Origin of the sequence: Xanthomonas sp. DAR 35659 (assembly GCF_041242975.1) — a bacterium.
GTDB lineage: Bacteria > Pseudomonadota > Gammaproteobacteria > Xanthomonadales > Xanthomonadaceae > Xanthomonas_A > Xanthomonas_A medicagonis.
On record NZ_CP162488.1, the window covers coordinates 4,773,641 to 4,791,473 of the forward strand.

At 66.0% G+C, this 17,833-nt stretch carries 15 protein-coding genes and 1 pseudogene; 5 read left to right on the forward strand and 11 right to left on the reverse strand.

Annotated elements, in window-relative coordinates; all coding sequences use genetic code 11:
• Nucleotides 1–84: 84 nt before the first annotated feature.
• The gene (locus AB3X07_RS20230) at nucleotides 85–720 is read right to left on the reverse strand and encodes a DUF4142 domain-containing protein (protein ID WP_369940662.1); all 636 of its coding nucleotides are present in this window, start codon (nucleotides 718–720) and stop codon (nucleotides 85–87) included.
• Between the two features lie 174 nt (nucleotides 721–894).
• Entirely contained in the window at nucleotides 895–1,815 is a 921-nt protein-coding gene (locus AB3X07_RS20235) for a hypothetical protein (RefSeq protein ID WP_369940664.1), read from the reverse strand.
• Nucleotides 1,816–2,097: 282 nt separating this feature from the next.
• On the opposite strand from AB3X07_RS20235, the gene AB3X07_RS20240 reads away from it, so the two are divergent.
• Nucleotides 2,098–4,593, forward strand: a complete 2,496-nt coding sequence (locus AB3X07_RS20240; RefSeq protein WP_369940666.1) for a DUF1963 domain-containing protein — start codon at nucleotides 2,098–2,100, stop codon at nucleotides 4,591–4,593.
• Between the two features lie 94 nt (nucleotides 4,594–4,687).
• Here the strand turns inward: AB3X07_RS20240 and AB3X07_RS20245 are convergent, their stop codons facing one another.
• The 3 genes and pseudogenes from AB3X07_RS20245 to AB3X07_RS20255 form a co-directional block, all read right to left on the reverse strand.
• On the reverse strand, nucleotides 4,688–5,584 hold the full coding sequence (locus AB3X07_RS20245) for a hypothetical protein (protein WP_369940668.1): 897 nt from the start codon (nucleotides 5,582–5,584) through the stop codon (nucleotides 4,688–4,690).
• A 229-nt stretch (nucleotides 5,585–5,813) separates the two neighbouring features.
• A pseudogene (locus AB3X07_RS20250) lies at nucleotides 5,814–6,593 on the reverse strand (SPFH domain-containing protein).
• Between the two features lie 91 nt (nucleotides 6,594–6,684).
• The gene (locus tag AB3X07_RS20255) at nucleotides 6,685–6,909 is read right to left on the reverse strand and encodes a hypothetical protein (protein ID WP_369940670.1); all 225 of its coding nucleotides are present in this window, start codon (nucleotides 6,907–6,909) and stop codon (nucleotides 6,685–6,687) included.
• A gap of 1,353 nt (nucleotides 6,910–8,262) precedes the next feature.
• Here AB3X07_RS20255 and AB3X07_RS20260 point away from each other — a divergent pair.
• Entirely contained in the window at nucleotides 8,263–8,595 is a 333-nt protein-coding gene (locus tag AB3X07_RS20260) for a hypothetical protein (protein ID WP_369944825.1), read from the forward strand.
• A 413-nt stretch (nucleotides 8,596–9,008) separates the two neighbouring features.
• Nucleotides 9,009–9,821: a hypothetical protein gene (locus AB3X07_RS20265; RefSeq protein ID WP_369940672.1), complete on the forward strand. Its 813-nt coding sequence runs from the start codon at nucleotides 9,009–9,011 to the stop codon at nucleotides 9,819–9,821.
• 15 nt (nucleotides 9,822–9,836) lie between these two features.
• On the opposite strand, the gene AB3X07_RS20270 is transcribed toward AB3X07_RS20265, so the two are convergent.
• Nucleotides 9,837–10,262, reverse strand: a complete 426-nt coding sequence (locus AB3X07_RS20270) for a hypothetical protein (protein ID WP_369940674.1) — start codon at nucleotides 10,260–10,262, stop codon at nucleotides 9,837–9,839.
• 454 nt (nucleotides 10,263–10,716) lie between these two features.
• Nucleotides 10,717–11,520, reverse strand: a complete 804-nt coding sequence (locus tag AB3X07_RS20275) for a hypothetical protein (RefSeq protein ID WP_369940676.1) — start codon at nucleotides 11,518–11,520, stop codon at nucleotides 10,717–10,719.
• Nucleotides 11,521–11,896: 376 nt separating this feature from the next.
• On the opposite strand from AB3X07_RS20275, the gene AB3X07_RS20280 reads away from it, so the two are divergent.
• Nucleotides 11,897–12,523, forward strand: coding sequence for a hypothetical protein (locus AB3X07_RS20280; RefSeq protein ID WP_369940678.1), 627 nt, complete (start codon nucleotides 11,897–11,899; stop codon nucleotides 12,521–12,523).
• Nucleotides 12,524–12,641: 118 nt separating this feature from the next.
• Here the strand turns inward: AB3X07_RS20280 and AB3X07_RS20285 are convergent, their stop codons facing one another.
• The 4 genes from AB3X07_RS20285 to AB3X07_RS20300 form a co-directional block, all read right to left on the reverse strand.
• On the reverse strand, nucleotides 12,642–13,271 hold the full coding sequence (locus tag AB3X07_RS20285; RefSeq protein WP_369940680.1) for a hypothetical protein: 630 nt from the start codon (nucleotides 13,269–13,271) through the stop codon (nucleotides 12,642–12,644).
• Nucleotides 13,272–13,326: 55 nt separating this feature from the next.
• Nucleotides 13,327–14,241 carry a hypothetical protein gene (locus AB3X07_RS20290; RefSeq protein WP_369940682.1) on the reverse strand — a complete coding sequence of 305 codons (915 nt, stop codon included), beginning with the start codon at nucleotides 14,239–14,241 and terminating at the stop codon, nucleotides 13,327–13,329.
• Between the two features lie 43 nt (nucleotides 14,242–14,284).
• Nucleotides 14,285–15,613, reverse strand: a complete 1,329-nt coding sequence (locus AB3X07_RS20295) for an SAM-dependent methyltransferase (protein WP_369940684.1) — start codon at nucleotides 15,611–15,613, stop codon at nucleotides 14,285–14,287.
• Nucleotides 15,614–16,110: 497 nt separating this feature from the next.
• Nucleotides 16,111–16,671 carry a hypothetical protein gene (locus tag AB3X07_RS20300; RefSeq protein ID WP_369940686.1) on the reverse strand — a complete coding sequence of 187 codons (561 nt, stop codon included), beginning with the start codon at nucleotides 16,669–16,671 and terminating at the stop codon, nucleotides 16,111–16,113.
• Nucleotides 16,672–16,832: 161 nt separating this feature from the next.
• Between AB3X07_RS20300 and AB3X07_RS20305 the strand changes: the two genes are divergently transcribed.
• Nucleotides 16,833–17,771, forward strand: coding sequence for a hypothetical protein (locus tag AB3X07_RS20305; RefSeq protein WP_369940688.1), 939 nt, complete (start codon nucleotides 16,833–16,835; stop codon nucleotides 17,769–17,771).
• The last annotated feature ends 62 nt before the right edge of the window (nucleotides 17,772–17,833 follow it).

Below are 17,833 nucleotides of genomic sequence, written 5' to 3' on the forward strand. Positions count from 1 at the left end.
CGCAGGTCGACCAGAGGGGCTTGCCGCGTTCGATATCACGCGGCAAGCCAGGCGCGGCAGATCGGCGACCTGCCGCACCCATGCTCACATCGACTTCTTGATCTCTTCCGCCTTCGCCAGGTGCTGCTCGACGTGGGTCTTGGTCTCGGCCAGATGCTTCTTGACCGGTTCGGTCGAGGCCGCCGCCGTCATCTGCGTATCCAGCAACTGCAGCGCCTCCTTGTGCCCGGCGATCATCGCGTCGATGTAGGCCGCCGCGTAGTCCTTGCCGGACTTCTGCCCAAGCGTGCTCAGTTCCTGCTCGCCCTTGCTCTCCAACTGCTTGACGTCCGGCGTCTCGGCCAGCGTGCCCAGCGCCTGGGTCTTTTCCAGGTTCGCGGTGTGTTCCTTCTCCATCATCTTCGCGTACTCCAGCACCGCGCCGGTCACGTTCTTCTCCTGCGCCTGCTTCGCCGCGGCGATTTCGTTCTTGTCGACCGCACCCAGCAAGCCCAGTGCGATGTCGTCCCCGGAACTCGCGCGTGCCGCGCCTTCCGGCGCCGGGCCGGGCTGGCCGACCGGGGGCGTGGTGGGCGTGGCCGCGCCACCCGCGGGCGTCGGTTCGGCGGATGCGGCCGGCGCCTGCTCGGCGGGTGCCGCGGCGTCCTTGTCGGCATTGGGCTTGCAGCCGGCAAGCGTCAGCACGGCGGCGATGGACAGGACCAACAGTGACTGTTTCATGCTCGCTTCCCTCTCGAATGGAGACCGCAGCATCGCGCCACCAAGGTGAAGAAGGCTCATGCAGCCGCACTGAATTATTCAGACGCAACGTTGCCTGGTGGCGCCAGCACGTCACCGCCGCGAAACCGCCGCGCGACGGGCGCGGGGCGCCAGGCGCGAATCCTTCGCCACCGCTCAGTACTTGCTTACTTCCGCCGAAGTGTCCAGCGGCGCGAAGCGGGCGCCGCGGAAATCATGCAGCAGGCGAAACGCAGGCGCGCTCTCCTGTTGCGAACGCGGGATATCGCTCTTCACGAGACGATACAGGCAGCCACCGCGCGCGAACACCAGATCGCCGCCGTCCCAGTCCGCCCAGTCGGTGTCCGGCAACGCCAGCAACAACACGCCGTCGCGGTCCATGATCCGGTAGTCGAGCGAATACCAGGGCGCATTGCGGCGTCCAATCGCGTGCAGCACCGCCTGCAGGCGGCGACCGCCGACGCCCTGCTTCTCCGATACCCGCGGGCGGCTGAACCGATGGAACGTATCGCCTCGCAACCGATCGCGTTCACTCTCGCCGACATCCAGTACCTGCCAGCCATCGCGCTGCCGCAGCGCGCTGTCGATCGGCTCGTCTTCGCCGCGACCCGGATAGTGCCCGAACGGGCGCACACGCATGTCCGGCGCCAGCGCGAACCCGGCCGGCATCGGGAATGGCGTGCGGCCTTCCAACGGCGCATGGTTCAACAGCAATGTCCGCTCGTCCTCGAACATGCCACCACCGCCCCAGGAATCGCCCTTGGGCCACAGCGCCAGGGCGGTGAAGAACGGCGGGCGCGAAAGCGCGGTCCATGTACCGAACTCGCCGCGCTGCGTGGAGGCGAAGTAGACCAGCAACCTGCCCGATGGCGACAGGTCGCAGCGCCGCTCGTAGATACGGCCCTTGAACCATTGCCCGTGCTCGAACGTGTCCGTGCGCAGATCCCAACGGATGAGCTGGACCTGTTTGCTGGGCCCGCGGCGAAAGATCACGCCGCAGCGGCCCTCGCGCGCCAGCAGCGCATATAGGCGCGTGGATGGGGCGCGCTGCGTCTTGTCGTGGCGAGTACTTTCCAACTGGCCTCCATGAATGCGCTCGGCAGCGTGATCGGCACGCCGTCGGCAACGCCGAGCTCATCGCCACTGCATGCGATACGGCATGGCGTCCGCGCTGACGCGATGATGCCTATATGCCGCTCGGTCCCGCGCATGATATCGATACTCCGCCGTCATCGTCGCGGCGTCACGCCACCACGCGTCGAGCCGATGGTCGGGAGTGCGGCACGCGTTCGCGCGCATGACAGACGCAAAAAAGGGGGGGTAAGCTGCGGCCACCTCGCCATACTCCAATCCCACGTCATGCGCACTGTCCAGACCGATGCCCTCTCCATCGACCTGCCCGATCGCTTCACCGTCGTGCGCCAGATCGGCCAGTTCATCAAGGCCGCGTATCCCGTCGGCGACGACGAAGTCTCGTTAGGCATCGTGATCGTGCGGCGCAAGGCCCCGTACGATGCAGATGCCACCGATCCGTGGGCCGCCTTCCGCGTCGACTGCCGCACGCGCCGTGGCGAGGCGACGCTGTTGACGGAGCAGACGCTGACGATCGACGGCCGCCCTGCGGCGCAGATGACCTTGCACGGCAATGGCTACGCCTACCTGTTCGCCATGGTGCAACTGGACGAGACGCTGTCCCTGGACATCGCCGGCGATTGTCCCGTCGGCACCGAGGCCGAGCACTTCCCGGTGTTGGAAACCGCGCTGCGCAGCCTGCGCGTCACCGGTGATCCCGCCGCCGCGTTGGCGGCGCACGAGCGCTGGATGCAGCAGATGTTCGGCGACGACGACGACGATGATGACGACGAAGAGGAAACCGCGAGCGACGACCCGCATCCCGCGCCGGCGACCGCGGCGGCCGAGCCGTTCCGGATTCCCGAGAACGGCGAGGACGTCTTCCGCATCGACGACCTGGCGTTCGACTTCCCGCGCAAGACCACGCCGCGCATCGACACCGCGAGCAACACCGGCGGCGAACTGACCATCGACCTGCAGGCCAAGGCACGCAAGGGCGACGCCGCCGCGCGGCCGCATCTGGTGGAGGAGAACAAGGTCTATTTCCGCTTCTCGGTAAAGGGCGTGCACGCCGCCGGCGTCCCCACCGGCCGCATCCGCTTCGAGAACGATCGCGAACCCGCGCACCAGGCCTATCTGTGGTCCGGCGGGCTGCGTCACGACCTCAAGCTCTGGGGCGAGCTGGTCCTGGAACAGGGCTGGGTCGGCTTCAGCGGCTATCTGCAGGCGTACGGCGCGGGGCACCGCTACCCGGTACGCATCGCGCGCAAGCTGGCCTTGGACGCGCTGAATTGGAAGAACTACCGTTTCACCTCGATGGATGAGCTGGCGAGTGCGCCCGCCGATGTGCCGCGTCACGTACATCTGTCCAACCTGCCGGGACCCGGGTTGCCGGATGCGCTCCTCGCCTATCCGGCACTGCGTTCCCTCAGTCTCTACTACGACGAAGATGCCGATGCCACGCATGGCGTGCGGGAACTGCCCGAGGCGTTGGCGGGCCTGTCGCACCTGGAGGAACTAAACATCGTGCGCGCCAGTGCGTTGGCGCGGCTGCCAGCGACGCTCGGCGCCCTGCGCGCCTTGCGCCGCCTGCACATCACCGGAACCGCCATCGACACCTTGCCGCCGGAGCTGCTGTGGCTCCCGCTGGAGCACTGCGTGCTGGACAACAACGCGCTCACGCACCTGCCCGAGGCGCTCTTCCCGGCCACGCTCAAGACGCTCTCGCTCGCACACAACCAACTGCGGACCGTGCCGGCGAGCGTCGCGGCATTGCCGGCACTGCGCTCGCTGGATCTCACCGACAATCCCTTGACCGCGCTGCCGGCCGGACTGGAACGCATCGAGAAGTTGGACCTGGAACTGCCCAAGAAGCATGCGTTGCTGGACTACCGCTACAAGGGCGCCGACGGGCAGGGCACCATCGGCTTCGACGACGATGCCTTCTTCGTGCGCAGCGATCCGACGTTGGTGGAGCGCCTTGCGCAAGCCCTGGCCAATGACGCGCAATGGGCGCCCTACCACGACGGAATGCAGGCACTGGCCTGGCGCGCGGTGGCGCTGGCCACGGACGCGCCGGACGACTACGCGACACGCGGCAATACCCGCTTCGGCGGCCTGCCCGACCTGCCGCCGGGCATGGCCTATCCGCATCACACCGACGCCGACGGCACCACCCGGCCGATGCTGTTCATCGCGCAACTGGACTGCACGCAGTTGGCGCCGTTGCAGACCTATCTGCCGCGCAGCGGCGTGCTGTACTTCTTCATCTCCGACCAGGAAGAGCTGGTGCCGCGGGTGTTCCATTACGACGGGCCAGGCGACACGTTGCGCAGCGCCGCGGCGTTGGCGGGGGATGCCTTGCAGTTCGAGGACGAGGACGTGTCCACGCCCTACCGCGCGAACGCGGCCAGTTGGATCAGCGTGCCGCATTTCTATTCCGACGACGCCTACTACGAGGGCGCGGCCGGCGGCCTGAGCGAACTGGAGGAGGCCTACGACCTGGTGGAATCGCTGCGCGAGCGCCTGCAGGCGCAGTCCACCGTGCACCCGGTGCACGGCGTGAACAGCCATGTGTTCAAGCAGCACGACACCCCGCTCAGCGAAGCCGCCAACCGGCTGCACGGCCGGCCCGAGGATTTCATGGTGCTGCTGCGCGTCGCCTCGGACCCGCAGCCCGGCTTCTGCTTCTGGGACGCGGGCGAGGTGTACTTCGTAATCCACAAGAGCGACCTCGCCAAGCAGGATTTCTCCAATGTCTACTGCGGGCTGGAGAGCAGCTGAGCGGGTTGGCGCACCGCCGTCGACCGCGTGCGGCCTGCGATGCACGGATGCGGTCACGGCCTGCGCGCTGGCAGGCGTCACATCGATCCGTTCATCACGGCGATGTCGGTCCAGCGGGCGCCGCCTCCCAGGTCGCCATCGGATGCCAGGTGCCCATGACCGATTTCAGCCATTGAGCGAACGTGGCGCAGGTCTCCGCGGAGGATTCGCAGCGTACGGCGTAGGTGCGCGCCTTGTTCGGATAATCGTCGACGATCAGGACCGCCGCCTTGGCGCGTCCGTTGCGCTCGTCGGACAACCACCAGATCAGCGCCAGCTGCTCACGCTCGTTCCAGGTGGCGTTCATCGCAAACGGCTTCCGGGTCTCGTCTTTCTTGAACGCGGGATCGGCCTGCACCGTCGCCGCGATCTGGTCGACGCTGCCGCGAGGCATCAAGCGGTCGTCGCGCTGCGTCGCGCGGCGGCCTGGCTGTGCCCGTTGTGCGTTCAGCCACGACGGGAAATAGCCGATGGCAAAGCGCTGCGGCAACGGCTGGCTGTGATCCGAGCCGAGCACCGCCGGATCCATCGCGATGTCCACCCTCGCCCAACGCTGCGCCTCCGGCACGCTCGACGGACAGACATAACGCCACTTGCGGGCCGTCTGCATCGCGATCCGGTCGAGATCGCGATTGCGCGTGGAGCGCTGCACCTGCACGTCGCTGGCCTGCAGTCCGGCGAGCTCCGCCGGCGCGGGTGCCGCCGGCGCGTCCGCCTTGTTCTCGAGCGCGACATCGATCAGCACAGTCCCCTTGATGCCCGATGTCCCCAGGAATCCGGGATACAGCGGAGGATGCGCCTTCCTGCTGGCCTCCTCGGCGCGGCAAGGCGGCACGTCCGCCAGCGTCTTTCCCAGTTTGACGAACGGCGTGGCCGCGACGGCAGTGGCCGAGAGGGTGAGCGCGACCAGGAAGAGAACGGGGCGAGAAGGCTCGAAATGACTGGAACGCATGCGGGTGTCTCGAAAGTTAGGCCGGACAGTGCGATCGACCTGGGTGAACGCGTTACTGCACGCTACATGGATCGACCATCGAATCGACGGCGCAGCGTGGTGTGCCACGGAGAGCGGGGGGCCACGCTGGGGACCATATCGCTGATCGACGGCGCACACCAAGTCGCCGCCGATGCCTGGCATCCAGAGCAGCCAGGCATCTCGCAACGTCGCGGCCGCCAGGTACAGCCTACTTGGCGACCACCGAGGTCCCGGACGGCACCATGTAGCACGCCTGCGCCTTGGCGCAGGCGTCGGCATTGACCTGGGCGATCTGGCTGGCCAGGTACTGCTCGGGGGTCAGCCCCATGCGGTTGCGATAGGCATTGTCGGCATCGGCCTTGGCTACCTGCTCCTGCTCGCGCTGGCGTTCGGCGGTGGTCGCCTCGACCAAGGTCTTGACCCGCTGCTGCTGCGCGGCGGTGAGATTCATCTGCTGCAACACGTCCGGATTGGGGCGCGCACGGCCGAGGGTGATGTTCTGGATCTCGATCGGCAGGCCCTGCTGCTTGACCAGTGCGCGCACGTTCTCGGTGACCGCGTCGTCGATCTTCCGCGCGGTGTCGGGGTCGCTCATCATCCGCGTCATGTCGTAGCGCTTCACCTGGTCGCGCACGATCGCCGCGTACTGGCTGGCGACGTTGTTCTTGAACCAGTCCTACCCGAAGCCCGACAGCAGCTTGGCCGGCGCGGTGATCCGGTATTGGATCTGGGTAGAGAAGTCCAACAGGATATTGTCACTGGAGGAGAAATCGTCGAACGCCACCTGCACCGTCTGCGGTGTGACGTCCACATACACCGCCGAGGTGGTCAACCAGGCGTAGGTGCGGCCGGGATCGCGCACGTCGTCCAGGCGGATGCCGCCCTTGCCGAACAACACGGGCTTGTCCACCAGAACCGCCTGCTGCCCGGGATCGGGCGAGACCACGGTGCAGGCGCAAAGCAGGCTCGCCACCGCGGCGGCCAGCAGAATGTGTTTCATCGATGTCCCCTTGCCGGCCGGCGCAGCGCCGCCCATCGCGCGCCGATGCTAGCCGATCCTGGCGGACAAGGCATCCGGATCAGGACAGCCCCAGCAAGTGCAGCCCCATCCGCACGCCCAGCACCAGCATCCACGCCGACATCAGCGCGTACACCAGCAGCACGCACCAGAACCGGCGCGGCTGGCGTGCCCGGTAGAACACCAACCGGTGCGCGCCGGTCACTCCTTTGCGCCAGGACAGCAGCGTGATCGCCAGAAACAACAGGCCGAAGCCCAGCACCATGAGGAACGCGACCCACTCCACTGCAGACTCCTCCCGTGTTGCGCGCGGGCGCCCAGGCGACACCCAGACGCACAGCATGCACCCGTGCGCGGCGGGACGCATCCGCGCTCCGCCGCCGTATGCGGCGACCCGATCCGGCGCCGTTCATCCCAGCGCCGCAGGCGGGCGGCTAAGCTGCCGCCTGCCCCAAGGATCGCAGGGAGGACACGCATGTCACAGCACGCCATCGAGGATCTGGTCGAAGCCACCATCCACCTCATCGACCACAGCGCGCTGGATCCTGAGCGCCAGGCGGCGCTGATCCACGGCGTACTGGACCTGCAGGCGCGCTACGACACCAGCCTGATCTGGTTCCGGATGACCGAGGTGCTACTGCGTCGCGGCGTGTTGCTGCGCACGTCGCTGGATGCGCTCGCCGACGCCACGCTGCGCGCCCGCGCCGACGCGGCCGATACGCCAGGCTGGATCGAGCACGAGGGTGACGCGCTGTACCTGGAGTGGGAGGACGGCGCGCGCGTGCTGTATCGCCAGACGACGCCCGGGACCGTGTTGCCGCTGCCGGTCCTGCTGCACGATGTGCTGGCGCTCGCGGACCAGGCCGACGATGGCGCGCTGTTCAACGACTGGTACGCGCTCCTGGTAAACGGTTGGCTGGAGGACGTGTTCGGCGCAGAGGACGGTATCGCCGCCTCGCTGGATGGGCTGCTCGCCTCGGACACGCTGCAGGCCATCCGCGCGCTCGCCGCGCACCGAGGGCTCAAACGCCGGCGCGGCGTCCCGGAGGATCTCGCGCTGCCGCGGCTGGCCGACGCCGGCGACCGCGACGATGTCGAACGCAGCGCTGGCCTGCGCTTCTTCCTGGAGCCCAAGCGGCGCCCGAGCGCGCTACGCGCGGCGCGCGACAAGGCGCTGGCGCAGCAGGTGCGTGTGCGCGAGCGGATTCCCGCGCTGGTCGCGCAGCGGCTGGATGGCCCGATGCAGGGGTTGGGCTGGGTGCCTGTGACCGCTGCGCCGGCGCCGCGGCGGCACTGGGTCCGCGAGCGCGACGGCGGCCATCATGCGCTGTGGGTGCACCACGAACCTGCGCTGGGCGTGCTGATGGTGCATGTCGGCATGCAGCATGCCACGCTGCTTGGATGGCAACAGCGCGTTGCGACCGCCGAGTTGCACGACCTGCACTTCCAGGACAGCGCCGCCGGCTTCCTGGACCACGGCGTGCTCGCCAGCGAGGACATCGGCGCGTTTGGCGGCTGGGTACTGGACCCGGCCAGCGACGATGCGCACCTGTGCGCCGCGCTCGACCGCCTGGCGGCCGCGCTGCCCGCGCTCGACGCGAACTACTTCGGCTTCGTCGCCCGGCAGTTCCCGGACGCCTTGTTCGCACGCGACATCGACACCTTGCTGCACCTGCTGGAGGAAGGCGACGACACCGGCGCCATCCCGCCGGAAGTGCTGTTCGACAGCCCCGACAGCCTGCTGCTGGCCTTCGTCTTCCATCATCTGGCGCAAGACGATGTGGCCGGCGCGGCGAGCATGGTCGAGCGCCTGCGCGCACGCCATGCCGCGCTCACCCGCCTCAACGCGTGGCAGCGCCGCCACCTGGCGCCGTTCCTGCAACAGTGGGACGCGGGCAAGCGCGACATGCCGATGCCGCCGGTGCTGCATCCGTTGCTGGCCGGCCACCTGCGCGCGCAGGAGGCCGACTGAGTGGCGCTGCTGCGCATCCGCTGCCGGCGGCGATAGCATGGAGTTGTGCTGGTTCGACTCCGCGGTGATCGCCGAGCGACCCGTGAGTCCGAAAAAGCGCCAGCGTGAGCGCTGCTCCGTGAAAGCGTCCTTGTAGCTGGCGCGCCATTGCAGCATCAATAGTTCGGTCCGGCGCGCCATCGGAGAGCGCAGCGCGCGTGCTCGAGGATTGGCAGGACGGCCATCGATGCAACGCGCGTTGCCCGCCAACCGGGCGCCATCTCCAGCGCCTGGCGAACCGGCACCCCAGGTGACGCCCAGCATGCCGCAGCACGGAATCCAGTGTCCGCTTCCTCGAGGCTCCCGCGCGGATTGACGCAGCCCGCGACGACGCGCTACATAGGGCCGCACAAGGAAGACTCGGCGAAGCGACCATGGCACAGCTCCATCACCTGAAAACCTGGCTGCCCTGCGCGGCGCTCGCGGCGTTCTGCGCAGCATCCAGCTCCGCGCAACCGGCAGCTGCCGCCGCCGGGCAGGCGCAGGACAGCGCCCCCGCCACGGCAGCGGCGTCGCGTGCCAGTGGCGGTAAAGCGCCGCAGGCGGGCGAGTACATCACGAAAAAGGGCTGGGGCCGCTTGCTGCTTCAGAACACACAGGGGCCGATGAAGTTCTCCCTGGAAAGCACCTCCGGAGAGGACATGTGCGAGCTAGGCGGCACGCTCGACGGTACCAAAGGCATCGCCAAGAGCGACGACGGCAGCGACGCTTGCAAGGTGATCTTCACCCCCACCGCGCAAGGAATCGAGGTCAAGGCCGCCACACCCGCCGAATGCAGGGACTTCTGCGGCTACAACGGCAGCTTCCAGGCCGAATACCTGCATGTCCCGGAGGGCTGCGGCCGCGACGCGCTCGACCGCACGCGGACCACGTTCAAACGTCTCTACGACAGCAGGGACTACAAGGCCGCACTGGCGACCTTGGCGCCCGCGCTGGACAAGTGCCAACCGACGCTGGAATGGCGGGAAGAAGGCGGCATGCGCAACGACCTGGCCATCACCCAGTACAGGAACGGCCTGTACGCGCAATGCCTGGCCACGCTCGCCCCGTATGCCGAGGATGCGCGCAAGGACGACAATGCGGTGACGGAAGGCTGGACGCCGATGCTGGCGGACGACTACCTGTCCATCGTGCGCGCCGCGAGAACCAACCTCCGGCTGTGCCGCAGCAAGCAGGCTAGCAGGTAGGCAGCCAGGCCGGCCTCAGCGCGGCTCGTCGTCGTAGCAGTTCTGGTCAAGGGCGACCTCCTTGCCTGCCGGAGCGGGCTGCAAGGCGATATCCGGTGCGAACCCGGCGCCGAATCGCTGATGGCGCAACAGCATTCCCTTTTCGATCGTGAAATAGTCCTCCTCGGGCCCAAACGCAGGGCAGGCCTGGTAGCCGACCCCGCCGTCATCGCTGCAGTAGCGGACATATAGCCGACTGCCGCGCACGGTGCCCTGCAGTTGGCCATCGTTGCCGCGCAACAAGGTCCCCGCACTCCAGTCGCCGTTCACCGACGCGCCAGACTGCTCCAGGCGCAGGCTCACGAAGTGTCCGCGATCGCAGGTCTTGGCGTAGGCCCACTCCCCGGCAAAGCGAGGAGTGGAGCAGGCGGTGATCAGCGCGGCGATGGCGGCTGGCAGCAACCATCGCGCAAGGAAGCGGCGTACGTCGCGCGACGTGGTGTGGGCCGTCCCCACTCCAGGACACGTGGCCGCTCCGCTTGCCATGCGCGTCACGCCCACCGCCTCGATAGGATGGCGCTCACCGCCTGCGTCGCCGTGTGTGGCAACAGGAAGCCGGACGTTCAGGCATGGACGACAGCGTAAGGACATGCAGCACCCTGGTCAGAGAGATGGCAATCGTCTAGGCGACGCGCCAGGCAGCATAGCGGGATCGCGCTCGCCATGAGACGCGCAAGCGGCAGAAGCACATTCAGGCCGCAACACCTTTGCCATTCCGGCGACACCGGGGATAGCGCTCCAACGCGCGACGCTACTGCGGGAGCGCAGCAGTCGGATGGCATTCGCCGGCTTGTCCCCGCACCTCGCGCGCCCCAGAGCGCCGCCACCGCGGAATCGCCTTTCGTGCACTGGATACCTAGCGGACACCACGCTGCTGCGCGTTTTCCTTAGCAGCACTGCATGAACGCTCTGCAGCAATCTCGAGGTCACCTCGCAACCGAGAACGCATTTGCTCGATGCCACCCACGCGCTGGTAGAGCTTCGACTCGGGCGGCAGCAATGCCTGAACCGAACGAGTGAGCGGCACCGACCAGTTCTGCGGTGCCTGCGCGCGTGCGCGCCGGTCGGGAACACCGACGTGCCAAGGCAACATCAACGCCATTTGCGAATCCGACGAAATGACCAGCGGTTCGGCATCGCGGAAAAGGATCTGCACCACAACAAAAGGGTAATCGTCCGTCCAGCGCATACCATCCCCGTAGTACGCATCGACGATGCCCTCGACGCCCTGGCGCGCGACCATCGAACGCGCCGCCGCCAGAATGGCGCTGTCATCGCAGGCCGACGGGGGCAGCCTGCTCACCGGCTCGAAACTCAGCAGACGCCGCACGCCAACCCGTTTTGCGACGTCCCCAATGCCTTCGCGTCGCGACCAGGCAGGCGCAGCGGCTTCGTCCAGGAAACGCCGGAGATCCGATTTCCGCACCGCGACATCGACTGTCCTGGGTGGCTGGCCGCCGGACGCAATCCTTCCCGTCATCCCAAAGTCACCATTCGGCCGGCGCTGAATGACGAAGTCTTCGTTCACCGTCGCCCAGCCTCTGTATTCGTAATGGAGCACGATCTGCCGAACCGCCTCTTCATCGATCGCGCGCTCCTTGTGTCGGGGCGCTCCATTGCAGGCAGCGATGCAGCCGGCCACCAGGATTGCCAGGCCCAAAGTCCTGCTCGACGTAGGGCGACGCTGCTCCATTGGCTCGGGCTCTGTGTAAGGCGGAGCAAGCAGTGGACCAGAGTCATGCATCTTCCGTCCAGCTGTAACGGATGGCCTGTCAGATGGCGGAGCGATCCCGCATCTGGAGCTTCCCGAACCCCACGGGGATGCTGGTACGCCGCCAGGCACGCCCGATACCGAAAAGGTCATGGCGCTGTATACGCCCCACGTTGTGGCGCGGCCGTTGGCCGCCAGGCGCAATACGCCCGCGGTGCGCGAGCGTAAGGGAATCCCCGCCGTCGTTCGTCTTTGAGAAGAGCGCGCTCGCGGCCGCGCCTCGGCACCGGCCCAGTGCTGCTTTCCCACCTCTCGGAACCATCGCATGCAATACGACCAAACCGCAGACACCGCATCGATCGACACGCTACGCGCCCTGGCCGAGCAAGGGCGGGACAAGGTCGAGGTCCACGAGGGCGGCAGCACGATCCCCATCATCCTGCTGCTGTGGGGGCTGTCGTTCTTCATGATCGCGCCTGCGCTGCTGATGCTGGCGTTCGCGTTCAAGCAAGCATGGTGGATCGCCCTCGGAGGCCTGGCGGTCGGCATCGGCTTCATCCTGCTCGGACGCATGTTCTGGAAGCGGCGCACTACGCCGTTCCTGTGCATCAGCGACGCGGGCCTGCAGTATCCGGACCTGGCGCGGCCGATCCCGTGGACGGATGTCCAGGGCTACCGCGTGCAGGCCGGCCAACTTCCCGGCCAGAACCTGATCATGTTCGTGGACCTGCGCGAAGGTTGCCACGTACCGCTGCGGGATCCGCGCCTGGCCAGCGCGACCTACAGCGTGCGCCGCGTCTGGTTCAACCCGAAGGAACACTGCATCGTGTTCAAGACCCTCGGCGTGCGCGGCATGTCCGGCGCGAAGCTGATCGAGCTGTTCGACGCTTACATGCAGGCCGGACATGCACGGGCGCGGTTGGCGGCGCTGGACTATCCCGGTCAGGGTTGAAGACGGTAAGCAACATGCCCAGGACCGCAGGTCAACCGGTGAACCCGACAGAGACTTCGCAGTACCGCATGGAGGCCACGGCGCGGCACGAACGGTCGCCGGCGCGAGCCGACCCGCTCTACAAGGAAAAGCGGAAGTCGTAGGAAATCCGGGTGCCCCCACTCAGATTGTCCAGCGTGCCGTGCACCATCTGCGTGCCGTAGAACATGAAGCCTTCGCCGTAGTCGAGTTCGACCGGCTTGAAATCGCTCAGCCCCGGCGCCGATTCCACGTACATGGAGTTGCTGCCGTGCGTGCGCGTGACCGGCAGCCAGATGTTGACCAGGTTCGGCCGCTGGCCGTACTCCTCGTCGCGGTGGAAACGCAGGATCGCCCGCGAGCCATGGAAGTTCACCCGCATCATCGCCTCCGGCTGCAGGCTGCGGATCGGGCTAACGAAGCCAGCGATGTGCTCGAACACCAGCGACTGGATCAGCGGCATCGAGCGCTCGATCACCGCCTCGCGCAAGGCCTTGCTGACATCCCAGCTGTTGCGGGTGACGAAGTGATGCGGAAGGGGGAGGCCTTCCTCCTGCGGATTCCAGCGCGGATTCAGATGCAGGGTCTCCAGCGCATCGGTGCCGAAGAACTCGGCCACGATCGCGCGCAGGTCCCAACGCGCCGTGTCGTAGGCGAAGACGGAGGACAGCGGCAGGGCATGCCCCGCCACCTCCACCGTCTCCTCGCTGCGCGCACGCAAGGCGGACACGCGAGACGCCATGACCGGTTCGCCCATACCCAACGCCCCGAGCGCGCGCCGCCGCCTAGCCCGCCAGCGCCAAGGCCTTGGTGAGCAGGCTTTCCGCCGCCGCCGAATCGTCCTTGGGACGCGAGCCCTTGGTCGAGCCCAGCGACGGCTTGTCCTCCTCTTCGGCGAACACCTCGATCACCGCCACCGCCACCTCTGTCATGACTTCGGTGGTCACTTCGGTCGTGACCTCGGTGGTCACCTCCGTGGTGACTTCCGTCGTCACCTCGGTGGTCACCTCGGTCGTCGTATTGCTGATCAACGCGGCGACCACGGTGATGTTCGGCGGGTTGGACGCGTCCTTGGTCGTACCCGACAGGTTCACGTACGTCGGCTGCGCACCGCTGCTCCACACCTCGCCATAAAGCGTCAACGTCGGCGCCTGCGAGTTGGAGAACTGGATGATCGCGTTCTGCGCATTACCGTTCTGGCTGGACCAGGCGAGCTGATCGATCTCGCCATTGGGCCCCTTCTCGCCGGTATAGATCGGCTGGTTGATCGTCGCGCCGCCATACGTCACCTGGGGCGCGCTGATCACCAGCTTGTCGCTGAGCGGCGTGCTCTTGCCGTCGCTGGTGAGGCTGAACAGATTGTAGGTACCATTCCAGGTGGAAAGCTGCTGGGTCGCCGTGCCGGCATTGCCGAACAGGTTGTTGGCCGCTGGCAACGGATCGCTGCCCTGCGCAAACAGACCGACGAAGCCGTTGACGCCGGCGTTCTGGTAGAAGGTCAGCTGCGCCGAGGTCGCGTTGTTGTTCGACGCGGCCCAGCTCACCCCCGTCGCGGTGAACGCGGGTGAATTGATCGCCGCGCCGTTGAGCGTGATCGACTGGTTGCTCGTGTCGATCACCACCGGGCCGGGGATATAGGTCTTCCCGTCCGGCTGCAGCCAGCTGGTCATGTAGGTTCCGGACGGATCGAAGGTCGCCATGGTCGTCTCCTGGATGTCCCGCGGATGGAAGGTGCGATCGGAATCAAGCCGCGACCAGGCTGTCCTTGCTGGTGCGGACCTCGGCCATGGCGCGGGTCACCGCGGACGGCGTGGCCGCATAGCCCTGCTGGCGCAGCCACGACGCGACCATGCCCTCGTATTCGCCGATCGTAATCTGGTGATCGACGACCGCCTGCGCGGCGGCGGCCTGGCGGTCGCGGTAGGCGCGCGCCAGGGCCGGATCGATCAACGCGGCGCCGACGAAGCGGACCGCTTCTTTGTCCGGGTCGCGCTTGAACATCATGCGCGTCACGCCGGTGTGCTGCATCAGCAGTGAGCGCCGCTCCTCGGCACTCAGGCCCGCGCGCGAATCGAGATAGGCCTTGGGGTTGGCGCGGAACTCGCCCTGCGCACGCTGGTCCAGCGCCAGCGTCAGCAGCGTCTGGTACAGCGCCTCGGACGCGAAGCTGTACTTGTAGCCGGGCGGCACCGCGTGATTGTGGATGTTGCGGCGGGCGATCTCCGCCAGCACCGGATAGTCCTCGCGGTCGCAGATCAGCGGCGTGCGGCGCGCCTCGCTGATCTTGGCCAGGCCTAGCCTGGACAGCATCTCAGGATCAGACTGGATCGCATCCTTGGCCGGAATGAAGAAGGTTGAGATGCCGGACACCTTCGCCTTCACCTCCGGATTGCGATAGTCGCCGATCACGTGGCGGTCGATCTGCGGCGGGCCGGAGAACATGTTGGCGACATAGTTGATCGCCGGATGGTCCGCCCCGTAGATCTCCTCCAGATAGTCGATCAGCACATCGAACTTGTCGTTCGAATAGCCGCCGAACTTGAAGCCAAGATCGCCGATGCAGCCCACCTGCCACAGCACGAAGTTGGCGGTGGTATCCACCTTGCGACGACGCAGCAGGAAGTCGGTGGCCTCGTAGATCTGCATGCCCGGCACACTCGGATCCACGCCGAGATCCGCGTACAGGCAATCCTCCGCCGACACCGCCGGCAGCATCACCGCGTCGTAGCCCTCCTCGCGGGCGATCGCGATCGCGTTGTGCGAGGGCGTCACGAACACGCCGGGATGGCCGTAGAACAGCGCGCAGACGTACTTTCCGGCGCGCACCTCGGCCATGATCCGCTCGATCATCTGCACGTAGGTGATGATCCGCGACTTGTCGTCGCCGTAGTACTCGTACAGATCGAACGCATTGGGGTTCTGCGATTCGATCCACATGTCGGTGACCGGGTCGGCCGCCGCATACAGCACGATATCCGCCTGCTGGATATGCGCTTGCGCCTCGAGCGTGAAATGCGACACCGCCTTGATGCCCGACCCGATGACGACCAGCCTGCCCCGCTCCTCGCGCACTGCCCCTTGCTCGTGACCTGCCATGAGAGACGCCCCGGCTCCAGAGAGGTATCGAACGCTACGCCGATATCTCGGGAATTATGTAGACATCGCGACGATGTCTACATAATCGATTTTTCTTCGGGTTTGTGCGGTTTTCTGAATGCTCATTCCAGGTGGCGGTCGCCGAATGTCTTCACCGACCCTTGGATGCGCCGCGGCGAAGACAGCGCATCACGCCACCGAGGCTGGCGCGCCGCTGCTGCGCTGCGTGACGCGCAATGCGGGCGCTGGCGCCTGCGGTAGACAGTTCGCAGAGCCGAGATTGCTGATGTGCCTTCGCCGAACTACCTAGGGCGCCATGAGCGCCGGAGTTGCTGCGCGGAATGATGATGTGCCACCAAGCCATCGAAGCCATCACTGCTTTGGGCGCGGCCCCAATGCGTCGCCCAAGTAAGCCGGATCACGCGATAGTGCGGCAGTGTCGTGCTGGTTTCTCATCCATGGCATGCCCGCTTTCAGTCCCTGAGATTGATCACCCGCGCCAGATACCAGCAATCCAGCTTGCGCTTGAAGAGATAGGTATCCGTTTCATACTCCATGCCGAAGTCCACCTTGCGTCCATCCGCCGGCTCCGTGGCGACTGCCAACGGGTACGGCACCGATCCCTGCAGGGTCTTCTGATCGCCCTGCGAATCGATGCGGTCGAAGGCGCGTGCGTTCTTGAAGTATCGGTAGGGGAAAAGCTCCAGGCGCGAGAGCCCGCTGCGCGCTGAGACATGGGTAGGTGGAGAGGAAGGCGTCTCGTCCTCCACCGTGTGGGTGGGCACCTCGTATTCCAGCGGGTCGTCGGTGAAGCGCAGGCGCACGCTATCGTTGGATGCATCTGCGTAGCGTTGCAGGAACGTGGTGAAGTCCTGAGATGGACAAGCCGGCTTTGAACCTTGCTTGTCATGCTTGCCCGCAGCATTGGCGTCCCCGGCATACGCGAGGGCGGACGAGGCGCCGCTTGAAAGCAACACCGATAGCGCCAGCAAATGGGCGACTCGCACCTTCCAGTCGTGCTGCCACACCTTCATCTTGGCTCCTTGCTGATGCGACATCGAGTCCGGGAATCACCGCTTTGCGACACAGATGTCGCTCGTCGGCCATGCAAACCCGCCACGACATCCAATAAGTTAACCTGAACCCGTTACTCTCGAAAGCCAGACAAGCAGCTGGCCTTCTCCAAGCATAGAGGATGTTCATGAACCCCCGGCGCATATTGCAGTACGTGACTATCTTCTCTGCATGCTTCCTCTTGTCGTCACATGCATTCGCCACAAAGCCCAGGCCGATCGATTGCGGCAAAGCCCAGTCGATCCAGCCCGGCTGGACGGCCGAACAGGTCACCAGAAGCCTTGGAAAACCTTACATCCTTTCGTTTGCTCGCGAGAACATGCGGTATGGCTGGAGAAGCGCCGATGGAACCGACAAGCTCGACGTGACGTTCGACCTCGCCAACCCAAAGATGCAACAGCGCAGCGTCATCGCCATCGAAGGGGTCTGTGGCGGCAAGCAGATTGAAGCCGATCCTCGTCCTGGAGTCGATCGCCGCAACGTCGAAGTACCGGGAGCCCCGAGGCGCATCGAGTTCGGTGGGAATTCGTTCTATTTGGGCTATGTCGCCGAATCGCGTGAGGACGCGATGCGTTATGTTGAGTACGTCCCGCAAGGCCAAAGCCTGAAGAAGTGGCGCAACATGATTGCTGTGTTCCAGCATACGGATGACAGCACACCGGAGAAGCACCTGGAACTGCTCCGCCAGCGCGCCGAGGCTACCGGCAATCCGCACTTCAGGCAGGTCTACATTTCCCCGCAAAAGGATGAGGCGATTGCGGCGATGCCACAGATGATCGACAACGCCCTGGAGTACCAGGTCGCGCGCTGGCGGATTACGCCCAAGGGCACGCTCGCCGCGGTGTACTTCAGTCGCCACTACCCGGACGACAAGGGCCAGTTCGACCGAGACGCATATGTTGCCCAGGAAGAATCTCGTATCCCAGAGCACGTCGCTGCCCTGAAGGCCCTGCCCTCAATCCTGCCGCCAGAGATGGGCGGATCGGGAAGCGTCACTCTGACAATCGATGGTACCGAAACTGGCGAAGTGTTGGTGCCTACGCCATCGGCTGCAGATTAGGCGCTTGTCCAATGGGGCTCTGCCCGACGCCCCACGCACCCGCATTCGCCTCCATCCATAAC